Genomic DNA, 14,000 nt, shown 5'->3' on the forward strand with positions numbered 1-14,000 from the left:
GCTGATGCCGGACGCAGCACCGCGACACGGCCCCCTCCCACCCGACCCCGACGGGGCACCGGGCGACCCCGGCACGCCTGCGGACGACTCCACGACGCCGGCTTCGCCGAACAAGCCCTCCGGCACGGCCGCCGAGCCCATCACACCGGCCGGACCCGGCGGCTCCGGCGACGGTCCCGACTCGGGTGACCGTAGCGGCTCCGGTGACGGTCGCGGGCGGCTGGGCGGCCCTGGTGGCTTCGACGATGGTCGCAGGCCGCCGGATGGCCCTGGTGCCTTCGGCGACGAACGCGGGCCGGGTGGTCCTGTCGGCTCCGGCGACGGTCGCGATCCGGGTGGTCCCGGCGGGCCGGGTGGTCCCGGCGGGTTCGACGGCGGTGGCGGGCCGCGTGGCCCCGGCGGTTCTGGTGGCGGCGGCGATCCGGGTGGTCTCTCCGACGGTGATTCCTCTGGTGATTCCTTGGCCGAGCTCGTGCGGCGGTTGCGGGAGGTCGGGCTTGATCCGGACACCGAGGGGCTGAGCGACGCCCTGTGGCTGGCCCGGTGGGCGCGGCCCGCGGTGGAGGCGGCGGAGGAGACGCCTGACGCCGGGTCCGGATCGGGCCTGCCGAAGGGGCCCGCCGTACCGGTGAACGGCCCGGGGCGGGACACCCCGGCCGCGCCCGAACCCGGCCGGCCGCCCCGGCCGCGGCCCGTCGGCCCGGAGGCCGCCGGAGCCGACCGCCGTACCTCCCTCTACCCGCTGCCGCAGCCCGGTGCCGGGCACACCCGGGCGGCCGGGCGGATCACCGGGCTGCCGGTCGGCGTACCCGCCGCCCCCGCCCTGCCCGCGCCACTCGAACTCCAGCGCGCTTTGCGGCCGTTGCAGGCCTACCGCAGCGCCGCGCCGCCCCTGCGCACCGAACTGGACGAGACGGCGACCGCCGAGCACAGCGCACGCGCGGGCGGCCTGATCCTGCCCGTGCACCGCGCCGTGACCCGGGGCGACGCCCGGCTCCAACTGGTCCTGGAGGCCTCGCCGTCGATGCGGGTCTGGGACCGGATGTTCGCCGAACTGGTCCAGGTGTTCGGCCAGTTGGGCGCCTTCGGCGACATCCAGATCAGTCATCTGCACACCGGCCCCGACGGCGAGGCGGCGGTCAGCCGCAGCGCCGACGTGCACGCGGCCCCGCTGCACACCGCCGACCGCCTCAGCGACCCGACCGGGCGCCGTATCACCGTCCTTGTCAGCGACTGCGCCGGACCGCTGTGGCGCAGCGGCCGGGCCCACCGGCTGCTGTACCACCTGTCCCGACAGGCCCCGGTCGCCGTGCTCCAGCCGCTGCCGCAGCGGATGTGGAGCCGCACCCGGCTGCCGGTGACGTACGGCGAGCTGAGCCGGGGCGAGACGCTGGGCGGCGCCACCGCGCTGCGGGTGCGTACCGCGGCCGGGACCGCGTCGGGCGGGGCACGCGGCGCCGTACCCGTGCCCGTGCTGCCGCCCGAGCCGGTGGCGCTCGGGGCCTGGGCGAGGCTGCTCTCGGGGATCGGCGCCGGTCCGGTCGCGGGCGCGGTGGGCTGGGTGCGCGCGGACCAGCCGCCCGCGCCGGCGTCCCGCCCCGGGCGCGCCCCGTCGCCGATCGAGCGCGTCAGCAGGTTCCAGTCCGTCGCCTCCCCGAGCGCCGGCCGCCTCGCCGTCTACCTGGCCGCCGCCCCGCTCTGCCTCCCGGTGATGCAATTGGTCCAGCGGACCATGCTGCCCGACTCCGGCCCCTCCGAACTGGCCGAGGTGCTGCTCGGCGGCCTGGTCACCCGCGCCCACGAGGGCCGCGTCGACCAGGGCACGGACGGCACCCAGTGGTACGCGATGGAGCCCGAGGTCCAGGAGGCCCTGCTCGACGCCCTCGGCCGGGACGAGGCCCTGCTCGTCCTCAAGCACTGCTCCGAGTACATCGAGCAGCGCTTCGGCAAGGGCGGCCCCAACTTCCCGGCCCTCGCCCTCGCCCAGCTCGGCGACGGCGGCTCCGGGCGGCCGTACACCCCGCCGGGCACCGGATACCCGGCCCGCAACGGCGACAACGGCGACGCGACCCTGGTCCCGCAGCCCTTCGCCGAGGTCGCCGCCCGCGTCCTGGAACGCTTCATGCCGCTGCCCGAGCAGTTCCGGCTCTACGGCGGCCGCGACACCGCCGTACGACCGGGCGAACGCCCCACCCACCAGGCGGTCGACCGGGCCCGCGCCCTGCTCACCCGGTTCGACGCCGAGGGCATGGTGCAGGACGTCATCGACGCCGTACAGCTGCTGCGCGGGGCCACCGAGCACGAGGAGCCCCTAGGGGCGGACCCGGAGCTGTGGGCGGAGTACGCGATCTGCACCCTGCGCCTGTGGGAGGTGCAGGGCGGCGCCGATCTGCTGCGCGAGGCCGAGGAGGCGGCGGAGCGGGCCGTGGCCCACCCGCACGCCCGGCGTGAACGGGCCGTGCTGGCACGGGTGTTGCGGGCCGCCGCCACCGACCGCAGGCGGCGCGGCGACCAGGACGGCGCCCTCGACCTGCTGCGCCGCGCGGACCGGGAGTACGCGGTGGCCTGCGGCGCGCCCGACCTCGACCAGCGGGAGGCGCTGCGGCTGACCCTGGAACGGGTCGGCGCGCTGGAGGCGCAGTGGAGTCTGGGCGGCGACAGCGCGCTGCTGCAGGGCGCGGTCGGCATGCTGGAGGCGTTCGCCGACGCCTGGCCGGACCGCCGCCACCGCCCGCCCGAACTCCCCCTCGCGCACGGCCGGATCCTGCTGCGTCTCTCCGGCGCGACCACCGACCCCGAACAGGCCCGCGGCTACGCGGAACAGGCGTCCCGCTCCCTGCGCGACGCCCTGGAGGCGGACCCCGAGGCCTCCGACCGGGTCAGGGTACGGCTCGACCTGGTGGACGCCCTGCTGCGCGCGGGCGGCGCCCTGGACGAGGCCCAGGACCGGGTCGACGAGGCCCTGGCGGTCACACGGAAACGCAGCCAGCGCGCCGCCCTGCACCTCCGGGCCGGGCGCATCCGGGTCGCCCGGTACACCGAGACGGGCGACCCGCGCGAACTCCAGGACGCGGCCGCCTCGTTCGCCAACGCGGCCGCGGACATGCCCAGGGACGACCCGGCCTACTCCCAGGTCCTGGCCGAGTGGGGCGAGGCCCTGCTGCGCCGGGCGGCCTCGGAGCCCGGCGACCGCGCCTGGGCGCCCCTGTCCCAGGCGATCCGGGTGCTCCGGGACTGCCGCCGGGAGACCCCGTCGGGACACCGCGAGACGGGCTACCGCCTGCTGCTGCTCGGCCGGGCCCTGATCCTCCGCTACCGCGGGCGCGGCGACCGGGTGGACCTCCGCGAGGCGGAGTACCTCTTCGGCCTCGCGGCGCACGCCGCGTCCGCGGCGGACGACCCGCTGCTGGCCGCCCGCTGCCGGCTGGAGCTGGGCCAGGCGCAGTACGAGGCCTACCGGAGCCTGGGCCGTCCGACCCGGCTGGACGAGGCGGTGGACGCCTTCCGGCTCGCCGCCGAGTCGGCCCGGGAGGCGGAGGAGAGGGCCCGTACCGAGCGCGGCCGCCAGGAAGCGGTGGTGCTGGGCGCGCAGGCACACCACTGGCGGGGTATGTCCTACGAGACGGCCGCCCGCCCGAGGGCCGCCCGCGAGGCCTACCGCTCCGCCCGCACGGAGTGGTCGCGACTGCCGGAGGGCACGCTGAGCACGGGCGTCCCGACGGCGCACGACACGGCGGAGCGGCTCGCGGAACTGGAGTGAGCGCGCCGCGGAGCGGCTGCGTGGAGAGGGACCAGGAGAGGAACGGGGACATGACGGACGAGCCGTTGCCGGAGCTGCTGGACCTGGACCTGGAGGAGCTGAGGAACCTTCAGCATCCGGTCCTGCGCGCTGTCTTGGAGGAACTGCGCGAACGGGCGGAGCGGCCGAGCGAGACGCTGTGGGGCTTCAACCAGACGATGTGACCACAGGGCGCGAAGGAAAGAAGTACGCGGTGTGAGCCACATGGCGCTGTGAAGGACCGTCTCGCTCGGTCAAATAGAGGTAGAAAACGACAACTTCGATCGCAATGGGTTTGCATCCGGTCTCCGACCGGGAATGCGGCTCGACACGGGTGGAGCTGTACGGCATGGGGGTGCTGGGGTGTCTACGACCGGTCACCCGTTCCGCCAATTCATCGTGAAGGTGCACGGCCGCTGCAATCTGGCCTGCACCTACTGCTACCTCTACGAGGGCCCCGACCACACCTGGCGCACCCGCCCGGCCGCCGCGCCGGCCGCCGTCCTGGACCGTACCGCCGACCGCATCGCCGAACACGCCCACGCCCACGGCCTGACCGCGGTCTCCCTCGTCCTGCACGGCGGAGAACCCCTGCTGGCGGGCGTCGACACCCTCGCCCGGTTCGCCGACTCGGTTCGCACGCGCGTCCCCACGGGCTGCTCGGTGCGGGCCGTCGTCCAGACGAACGCCACCCTGTTGACCGAGGCCCGGCTGACCGTGCTGGCCCGGCACGGCATCCAGGTCGGCATCAGCCTCGACGGCGGTCGCCCGGAGCACAACGCACGTCGCGTCGACCACGCCGGCCGGGCGTCCTGGCCCGCCGCCGTACGAGGGGCGCGGCTGCTCGCCGAGCGCTTCCCGCAGTCGTACGCGGGAATCCTGACCGTCGTCGACCCGGCTCTCGACCCGGTGGAGACATACGACTCCCTCCTCGAACTCCGCCCGCCCGGCCTGGACCTGCTGCTTCCCTACGGCAACTGGTCGGCACCGCCACCGGAGGGGAAGGGGATCCGCTACGGCGACTGGCTGTGCGCCGTCTTCGACCGTTGGTGGTCGGCCGGGCGGCGGGAGACCCGGGTGCGGCTCTTCGAGGAGTGCATCGCGCTGCTGCTGGGACTGCCGGCGGCCACCGAGTCGCTGGGGCTCGCGCCGTTCGACGCGCTGGTGGTGGAGACGGACGGGGCGATCGAGCAGGCCGACTCGCTGAAGTCGACCTACGAGGGTGCCGCCCATACCGGCCTGGACGTCTTCCGGCACGCCTTCGACGACGCGTTACGGCATCCGGGCGTGGTGGCGCGACAGGCGGGCATCGCCGCGCTGGCCGACCGGTGCCGGGCCTGCCCCCTGCTGGCGGTGTGCGGCGGCGGCCACTACGCGCACCGCTACCGCGCCGGACACGGCTTCCGGAACCCCTCCGTGTACTGCGCCGACCTGGAGCGATTCATCCGGCATGTGGCCGGCCGGCTCGCCGCGGACGGGACACCGGCCCCGGCCTCTCATGAAGGGGGCACCCCGTGATATTTCCGGCGGTCCCGGGTCCGGCCCTCGCCGAACTCGGGCGTACGGAGGGCGGCGCCGACACACTCGCCCTCCTGGTCCGGGACCAGGACATCCGGCGGCTGCTCCTATTGCGCGCGGTGCTGGACGTGGCGGAGGCGGCGGAGGCGACGGTGTGCCCACCGGCGGCGAAGTCGCGGCTCAGGGAGGACTGGGCGCTGCTGACGGAGGCGGACCGGGCGGCCCCGGGCTCCTCGGCGCGGACGCGGCTGCGGTACCCGCTGACGGGTGCCTGGGCCCGCCGCTGCCTGGCCGGTCTCGACCCGCGAACCGGCACCCCGGCCCCCCGTCGGCGCCGCGAACTCGCCCTGGACCTGGCCTACTTCAGTGCCGTCGCGGCGGTGGCCGCGGCCCGTGCCGGAATCCCCTTCACCGTCGAACTGACCGCCCGGGACGGCACCCTGGTCCTGCCGTCGCTGGGCGCGCTGCGCACGGCGGGGCGGGAAGCCGGGCGGGTCCGGGTCACGCACGACGCGGGCCGTATGACGTTTCATCAGGATCATCGGGAGACCGATGTCACCGTTTGCCTGGAGCACGGCTTCGGAGCGTGGTCCGGTTCCCCCGCCTGGACCCCGGCGTACGCGCTGCCGGGCCTGGTGCCCGGCGCCGCCCCCATGCCCCTGGACGACCTCGACCCCTACCGGGTGCCGCCCCGCGAACCCGACCAGTACCCGCTCAGCGGCCCGGCGGGCCCGGACGACGCCGAACGCAAGCGCTGGCTGCAGTCCTGGTCCGGCACGGCTGCCGCACTGCGTTCCGGAGGCGAGGGGCGGCTCACGGAGGCGCTCGCGCTGCTGCGCTGTCTGGTCCCGCTGGAGATGCCGCCCGGCTCGGACGACCGGGGCAGCTGCAGCGGAACCCGGCGCGAGGCCTTCGGCGCCCTGCTGAGCAGCGCCCCGGTCACCCCGGTCGCCTTCGCGGCGACCCTCGTCCACGAGTTGCAGCACACCAAGCTGGCGGCGCTGAGCGAGATGACGGAACTGCACCGGGCGGGCCCGGCCGCACGGTATTTCGCACCCTGGCGCCCGGACCCGCGGCCGTACGACGGTCTGCTGCAGGGCGCGTACTCCCACCTGGCCCTCGCGGACTTCTTCCAGCGCCTGGCGCGCACCGCGGACCCGGCGCGGGCCGAGGACGCGTGGGCGCAGTACGCGCGCTACCACGCCCAGGTCGGGGCCGCGCTGCCCGCGCTGGTGGCCTCGCCGGATCTCACGGTGGTGGGCAGACGCTTCGTGGAGGAGATGGCCGCCACCCACGAACGGCTCGCCGCGCATCCCGCGCCCCGGGGCCACCGGGCGCGCGCCCAGGCGTATGTACGGGCGGCGCGTGCGCTGTGGACACAGCGGCCGCCCCGTGGTGAATCGCCGAAATGACGACTTCTCAGGGCCCGCTGCGCGAAGATCGTCGAGCCGAGGTGTCGGTTCCGGGGTCGTCGGACTCCCCAGAGCCGCACCGAAGTTCTAGGATTTTATGACTACGCGTGGAGGCCGTCGCATGTCTGAAACTCGTACGCCGGTCAGGTCGACCGAGAGGGGGGCCGCGAGGCAGTCGGTCACGATCAGCTTCGCAGGGTTCAACCGGGCCTGGGCGGCGTGGATCGGGGACAGGCTGGAGCGGCGGGGTGTCCGGGTGGTCTACATGCGCTGGGACTCCCCGGCCGAGGAGACCCTGGTGGACCTCCTGCGCGGCCTCTCCCTGGCCGAGGGCCGGGTGCTGATTCTCGTGAGCGAGCGGTACTTCCAGCTCGGTCCCCGCACCTTCGAGGAGTGGAACGCGGCGCTGCAGGAGGTGGTGGTCCCGGACCGCTCCCGATTCGCCGCCGTGTCGGTCACCAACACGTCCGTGCCCTCGGCCATCGCCGTACTGGCACCGGTCGATCTGACCAACATGGGCGAGGAACAGGCGGAGCGGCGACTGCTGGACCGGCTCGACCTGCCGACCGACGCCCGTCCGCCGGTGGACGGTTCCGACGGCCCCCGCTTCCCCGGCGCGCTGCCCGAGGTATGGGGCGGCGTACCGCGCCGCAACACCCGCTTCACGGGCCGTGAGCCGCTGCTGAACGAGGCGTACCACCTGCTCCAGGGCAGTGAGCCGGGCGCCGGTGTGCTCACCCTGCACGGCATGCCGGGGGTCGGCAAGACCCAGATGGCCGCCGAGTACGTGTACCGGTTCGGTTCCGAGTACGACGTGGTGTGGTGGGTCAACGCGGAGAGCCGGGTCACCTACCGCCGACTGCTGGCCGAACTCGCCCCGAAACTCGGCCTGTCCACGGGCGACGAGTACGGCGAGCGCCTCCGTGTGCTCCGTGACTCCCTGCGCCGCGGCACCCCCTTCTCCCGCTGGCTGCTGATCCTGGACGGCGCCGACGAACCGGACCAGATCTGGGACCTTGTCCCGACCGGCCCCGGGCATGTGATCATCACCTCCCGGAACCCGGAGTGGGGCGAGCACAACAGCAGGCTGCTCGAAGTACGCGTGTACGACCGTGACGAGTCGGTCGCCTTCATCCGGCGCCGCGCGACCCGGCTGACGGAGCAGGACGCCGACCAGCTCGCCGAGGCCCTGGAGGACCTGCCCCTGCTGCTGGACCAGACGGCCGGCTGGCTCAACGACTCCGACCTGTCCGTCGAGGACTACATCGCGTTGCTGGAGGGCGGCGTCGACTCGGACGTCGTCAGGGTGTCCGCCGACTTCCCGGTGGCCTTCCAGACCGCGTGGTCGATACTGCTGAACAAGCTGCGCGACACCGTCCCGGAGTCCGTCGACCTGCTGCGCCTGTGCACGTTCTTCGCGCCGGGCTTCATCCCCGTACGCCTGCTGCGCGAGATGCCGCACGACGACCTGCCGGAACAGCTGACCGGGCTGCTGGACGATCCGCTGCTGTGGAACAAGGCGATCAACCAGCTGCGCCAGTACTCCGTGGTCCGGCTGGAGTCCCACGAGATCGGTGCGGACGAGGCACCGTCGCCCGGTGAGTCGGTGTACCTGCACAGGATGGTCCACCAGGTCGTCGGCAGGGACATGCCGGAGGAGGACCGGAGGGAGTTCATCGACGTGGTGCGGCGGGCACTGGCCGAGGCCGACCCCGGCCGCCCGACCGACACCCGCCAATGGGAGGTGTACGCGGAGCTCGTGCCGCACCTGAAGTACGCCGATGTCCTCAACAGCAAGGACCGCAAGGTCCAGACCCTGGTCCTCAACTGCCTGCGCTACATGTACTTCGCGGGCGAGTACACCTCCGGCCGGAAACTCGCCCGACGAGCCCTGAACACCTGGCGCGAGTTGCTGGGCGAGTCGCATCCGCGGATCTGGGACGTGACCAACCACTACGCCAACCTGCTGCGTGCGGCGGGCATGCTGGAGGAGACGGAGTCCATCGAGCGCGCGGCGGTGGAGCGGCTGCGCCAGGAACGGGGCGAACGCGACCTCGACTATCTGCGCGTGCTCAGTGGACTGGCCGCCGACGTACGCGCCCTCGGTCGCTACGACGAAGCCCTCCAACTGGACGAGGAGCTGTATCCCACCTACCGGGAACTCCTCGGCGAGCAGGACTCCCGCACCCTCAACGCGCTGAACAACTGGGGCTTCACCCTGCGGCTGATGGGCCGCTACCAGGAGGCCCTGGACATCGACCAGCGGACGCTGGAGCAACGACGCCTGGTGCTGACGGGCCGCCACCTGTGGACGCTCTTCTCCGAGGTGTCGTACGCGATCGGCCTCCGGCTGCTGGGCCGCTACCCGGAAGCCGAGTCCGTGCAGGCCAGGAATGTGCGCGAGTACCGGATCGTCGCGGGGGAGACCAACCAGGACACGCTGCGTGCCGAGCACAATCTGGCGCTCTGCTTGCTCCGGGGCGGTGACCGTGCGGCGGCGGGGCGGCTGCTCACCCGCGTACTGGAAGCCTTTGAACGCAAACTCGGCGACCGCCACCTCCTCACCCTCTCCGCAGCCGTCAGCCACAGCTGCTTCAACCGCGAGCACGGCGACATCGACCTGGCCCGCGAGACCAGCGAGTCGATCCTGGCCCGCTACGAGCAACTGCTGCCGGAGGGACACCCGTTCATCATCGGCGCCCGCGCGAACCAGGCCCTGGTGCTGCGCAACGTCGGCGAGCGCGAACACGCCCACGTCCTGATCGAGCAGGCGCTGGCCGACATGACCGAGGCCGTGGGCGAGAACCACCCCTACACGCTGGGGTGCGCGATCAACGCGGCCGCCCTGCGCAACCTCATCGGCGAGACGGAGTCCGCCGCTGAACTGAGCAGGATCACCATCGCCCGGGCCACCGAAACCCTGGGCCGCACCCATCCCCTCACCCTGTCCGCCAGGGTCGCCTACGCTGCCGACCTGCGCGGTCTGCGCTCCCGGCAACAGGCCGAGAAGGTCGAGCAGGAGGCGCTGTCCGACCTGGAGGCGACCTTGGGCAAGCAGCACGTCCACACCATCTCGGCGCGCGCCCGCAACCGGCCGTACTGGGACTTCGAGCCCCAGGCGAGCTGAGGCGGGGAGTACACGCCGAAGGGCCCGGCCCCCGTAACGGGGACCGGGCCCTTCACCGTGCCGTGAGGCCTACGCCTCGAACACCTCACGCACCAGCTGCTCCTGCTCCGCCTGGTGGCGCTTCGCCGAGCCCACCGCCGGGGACGAGGAGTGCGGGCGGGAGATGCGGCGGAGGCGTTCGCCCGCCGGGACGTCCGCGCCGACCGCCAGGTCCAGGTGGTCGATCAGGTTGAGGGCGATGAACGGCCAGGCGCCCTGGTTCGCCGGCTCCTCCTGGGTCCACAGGTATTTCTCGGCGTTCGGGTACTTGTTGACCTCGGCCTGGAGCTCCGCACCCGGCAGCGGGTACAGGCGCTCGAGGCGGATGATCGCCGTGTCCGTGACGCCGCGCTTCTGCCGCTCGGCCTCCAGGTCGTAGTAGACCTTGCCGGTGCAGAAGACGACCTTGCGGACCGCGTTCGGGTCGACCGAGGCGTCGCCGATGACCGGGCGGAACTGCCCGCTCGTGAACTCCTCCGCCGTCGAGGCCGCCGCCTTGAGCCGCAGCATCGACTTCGGGGTGAAGACGACCAGCGGCTTGTGGTGCGGGTTGTGCACCTGCCAGCGGAGAAGGTGGAAGTAGTTCGAGGGGAGGGTGGGCATGGCCACCGTCATGTTGTTCTGGGCGCAGAGCTGCAGGAAGCGCTCGATACGGGCCGAGGAGTGGTCCGGGCCCTGGCCCTCGTAGCCGTGCGGGAGGAGCAGGGTGACGCCGGACGTCTGGCCCCACTTCTGCTCGGCCGCCGAGATGTACTCGTCGACGATCGACTGGGCGCCGTTGGTGAAGTCACCGAACTGCGCCTCCCACATCACCAGCGCGTCGGGACGGGCCAGCGAGTAGCCGTACTCGAAGCCCATCACCGCGTATTCGGAGAGCAGCGAGTTGTAGACGTTGTAGCGGGCCTGGTCCTCGGACAGGTAGAGGAGCGGCGTGTAGTCGGCGCCCGTCTCGCGGTCGATGAGGACCGCGTGGCGCTGGCCGAAGGTGCCGCGCTGGGAGTCCTGGCCGGAGAGGCGGACCGGGGTGCCCTCCATCAGCAGCGAGCCGATGGCGAGCGTCTCGCCCATGCCCCAGTCGATCGTGCCGTCCTCGATCATCGCCGCCCGGCGCTGCAGCTGCGGCAGCAGACGCGGGTGGACGGTGAAGTAGTCCGGGATGTTGACCTGGGACTCGGCGATGCGCTTGACGGTCTCCGTGGAGATCGCGGTCGGCACGGCGACCGGGAAGCCGTCCTGGGGCTCCTGGACGGCACCGGTGGCCGGCTGCGAGGTGGCCTCGCGGACCTCCGTGAAGACCTTCTCCAGCTGGCCCTGGTAGTCCTGCAGGGCCTGCTCGGCCTCTTCCAGGGTGATGTCGCCGCGACCGATCAGGGACTCGGTGTAGAGCTTGCGCACCGAGCGCTTCTTGTCGATCAGGTCGTACATCAGCGGCTGGGTGAAGGCCGGGTTGTCCGACTCGTTGTGACCGCGGCGGCGGTAGCAGATGAGGTCGATCACCACGTCCTTGTTGAACGCCTGGCGGAACTCGAAGGCCAGGCGCGCGACGCGGACGACGGCCTCGGGGTCGTCGCCGTTCACGTGGAAGATCGGGGCCTCGATCATGCGGGCCACGTCCGTGGCGTACATGGAGGAACGCGAGGACTCCGGGGCGGCCGTGAAGCCGACCTGGTTGTTGATGACGATGTGGACCGTGCCGCCGGTGCGGTAGCCGCGCAGCTGCGACATGTTCAGGGTCTCGGCCACCACGCCCTGGCCCGCGAAGGCCGCGTCGCCGTGCAGCGCGACCGGCAGGACCGTGAAGTCCGTGCCGCCCTTGTTGATGATGTCCTGCTTGGCGCGGGCGATGCCCTCGATGACCGGGTCGACCGTCTCCAGGTGGGAGGGGTTCGCGGCCAGCGAGACCGTGATCTGCTCGCCGTCCAGGCCGGTGAAGGTGCCCTGGGCGCCCAGGTGGTACTTCACGTCGCCGGAGCCGTGCATCGACTTCGGGTCGAGGTTGCCCTCGAACTCGCGGAAGATCTGCGCGTACGACTTGCCGACGATGTTGGCGAGGACGTTCAGGCGGCCGCGGTGGGCCATGCCGATGACGACCTCGTCGAGACGGGATTCGGCGGCCGAGTCCAGGACGGCGTCCAGGAGCGGGATGACCGACTCGCCGCCCTCCAGGGAGAAGCGCTTCTGGCCGACGTACTTCGTCTGCAGGAAGGTCTCGAAGGCTTCCGCCGCGTTCAGACGGCGCAGGATCCGCAGCTGCTCCTCGCGCTCCATCTTGGAGTGCGGGCGCTCCACCCGGTCCTGGATCCACTTGCGCTGCTTCGGGTCCTGGATGTGCATGAACTCGATGCCCGTGGTGCGGCAGTACGAGTCGCGCAGCACACCGAGGATGTCGCGCAGCTTCATCATCGACTTGCCGGCGAAGCCGCCGACCGCGAAGTCGCGCTCCAGGTCCCACAGGGTGAGGCCGTGCTCGGTGATGTCCAGGTCGGGGTGCTTGCGCTGCTTGTACTCCAGCGGGTCGGTGTCGGCCATGACGTGGCCGCGGACCCGGTAGGAGTGGATCAGCTCGAAGACGCGGGCGGCCTTGGTGACGTCGTCGTCGTGCGAGGCGTCGATGTCCCGGAGCCAGCGGACCGGCTCGTAGGGGATGCGCAGGGCCTCGAAGATGTCGTCGTAGAAGCCGTTCTCGCCGAGCAGCAGGTTCGCGACGCCGCGCAGGAACTCGCCGGAGGCGGCGCCCTGGATCACCCGGTGGTCGTAGGTCGACGTGAGCGTCATGACCTTCGAGATGCCGAGCTTGTTCAGGGTGTCCTGGCTGGTGCCCTGGAACTCCGCCGGGTAGTCCATGGAGCCGACGCCCATGATGACCGACTGGCCGGGCATCAGACGCGGGACCGAGTGGACGGTGCCGAGGCCGCCGGGGTTGGTCAGGGAGACCGTGACGCCGGTGAAGTCGTCCATCGTCAGCTTGTTGTCGCGGGCGCGACGGACGATGTCCTCGTAGGCCTGCCAGAACTCGAAGAAGTTCAGGGTCTCGGCCTTCTTGATGCCGGCCACCACGAGCTGGCGGTCGCCGTTGGGCTTCACCAGGTCGATGGCCAGGCCGAAGTTCACGTGCGGCGGCTTGACCAGGGTCGGCTTGCCGTCCTTCTCCGCGAACGAGTAGTTCATCGACGGCATGGCCTTGAGGGCCTGCACCATCGCGAAGCCGATCAGGTGCGTGAAGGAGATCTTCCCGCCCCGGGCGCGCTTGAGGTGGTTGTTGATGACGATGCGGTTGTCGAACAGCAGCTTCACCGGGACCGCGCGGACCGAGGTGGCCGTCGGCACCTCCAGCGAGGCGCTCATGTTCTTCGCGACGGCGGCGGCCGGACCACGCAGGGTGACCAGGTCAGGACCGTCGGGAGCCGCGGTGGCGGGCGCGGCCTTCGCGGCGGCGGCCGGCTTGGCGGCGGCGGGAGCCGGAGCGGCAGCGGCGGGCTTCGCGGGCGCCGGAGCGGGCGCTGCGGCCTTCGGAGCGGCCGGGGCGGGCGCCGCGGGCGTCTGGGCGGCGGGAGCGGCCTGCGCGGGCGCCGGGACGACCGGAGCCGCGGCCTGCGGCGCCGGCGCGGGCGTCGTGGTGCCCGCGGCCCCCGCGGCCGCGGTACCCGCCGGAGCCGAGGCGGCGGGCGCTCCCGGCTTGTAGTCGGCGAAGAAGTCCCACCAGGCACGGTCTACCGAGTTCGGGTCCTGGAGGTACTGCTGATAGATCTCGTCGACGAGCCACTCGTTCGGTCCGAACGCGGCCGCGGGGTTCTTGCCCGCTTGGTCTGCGTCGGTCGAGACACTCGAGTTACTGGGGGACTGTGGCGACACGGCGGCAACCGCCCTCTTCCGCTTCACAAGGTTATGGACAGCGGGAATAAACGCTACGCCTTCCGGACCCCGAAGGTCAGGTCGGGCCGGTGCATCGTCGTGTAAGTCACACCAGAAAACGTGTTTCAGGGCTTGAAATGGCGGGAAACAAGCGTGGTTCCGCTATGAAAGGATGCAACCGGGCATGGCTCCGCCACGCCCGGTGATCACCTCACACCGGCCCCCGTCGCGACGTGCGCGAAGGCCGGACCTGATCACACGTGTCCGGCTGTGC

The 14,000-nt window shown here is 72.2% G+C and carries 6 protein-coding genes; 5 read left to right on the forward strand and 1 reads right to left on the reverse strand.

Going from position 1 to position 14,000, the window contains the following annotated elements:
• Positions 1-4 precede the first annotated feature (4 nt).
• The 5 genes from AB0D85_RS04495 to fxsT all read left to right on the forward strand — a co-directional run bounded on the left by AB0D85_RS04495 (position 5) and on the right by fxsT (position 9,835).
• Positions 5-3,760: an SAV_2336 N-terminal domain-related protein gene (locus tag AB0D85_RS04495; protein WP_362313279.1), complete on the forward strand. Its 3,756-nt coding sequence runs from the start codon at positions 5-7 to the stop codon at positions 3,758-3,760.
• A gap of 50 nt (positions 3,761-3,810) precedes the next feature.
• A complete protein-coding gene (gene fxsA, locus AB0D85_RS04500) occupies positions 3,811-3,963 on the forward strand; it encodes an FxSxx-COOH cyclophane-containing RiPP peptide (protein WP_362313281.1) in 153 nt (50 codons plus the stop codon).
• Positions 3,964-4,141: 178 nt separating this feature from the next.
• On the forward strand, positions 4,142-5,296 hold the full coding sequence (locus AB0D85_RS04505; protein ID WP_362313283.1) for an FxsB family cyclophane-forming radical SAM/SPASM peptide maturase: 1,155 nt from the start codon (positions 4,142-4,144) through the stop codon (positions 5,294-5,296).
• Positions 5,296-6,708 carry an HEXXH motif-containing putative peptide modification protein gene (locus AB0D85_RS04510; RefSeq protein ID WP_362313522.1) on the forward strand — a complete coding sequence of 471 codons (1,413 nt, stop codon included), beginning with the start codon at positions 5,296-5,298 and terminating at the stop codon, positions 6,706-6,708. The genes AB0D85_RS04505 and AB0D85_RS04510 overlap by 1 nt, the downstream gene beginning before the upstream one ends.
• A gap of 121 nt (positions 6,709-6,829) precedes the next feature.
• On the forward strand, positions 6,830-9,835 hold the full coding sequence (fxsT, locus tag AB0D85_RS04515; protein WP_362313285.1) for an FxSxx-COOH system tetratricopeptide repeat protein: 3,006 nt from the start codon (positions 6,830-6,832) through the stop codon (positions 9,833-9,835).
• Positions 9,836-9,904: 69 nt separating this feature from the next.
• Here the strand turns inward: fxsT and AB0D85_RS04520 are convergent, their stop codons facing one another.
• Positions 9,905-13,726 carry a multifunctional oxoglutarate decarboxylase/oxoglutarate dehydrogenase thiamine pyrophosphate-binding subunit/dihydrolipoyllysine-residue succinyltransferase subunit gene (locus tag AB0D85_RS04520; protein ID WP_362313288.1) on the reverse strand — a complete coding sequence of 1,274 codons (3,822 nt, stop codon included), beginning with the start codon at positions 13,724-13,726 and terminating at the stop codon, positions 9,905-9,907.
• Positions 13,727-14,000: the final 274 nt, after the last annotated feature.

Source organism: Streptomyces sp. NPDC048277, from assembly GCF_040652235.1.
In the GTDB taxonomy this organism is placed as follows: Bacteria; Actinomycetota; Actinomycetes; order Streptomycetales; family Streptomycetaceae; genus Streptomyces.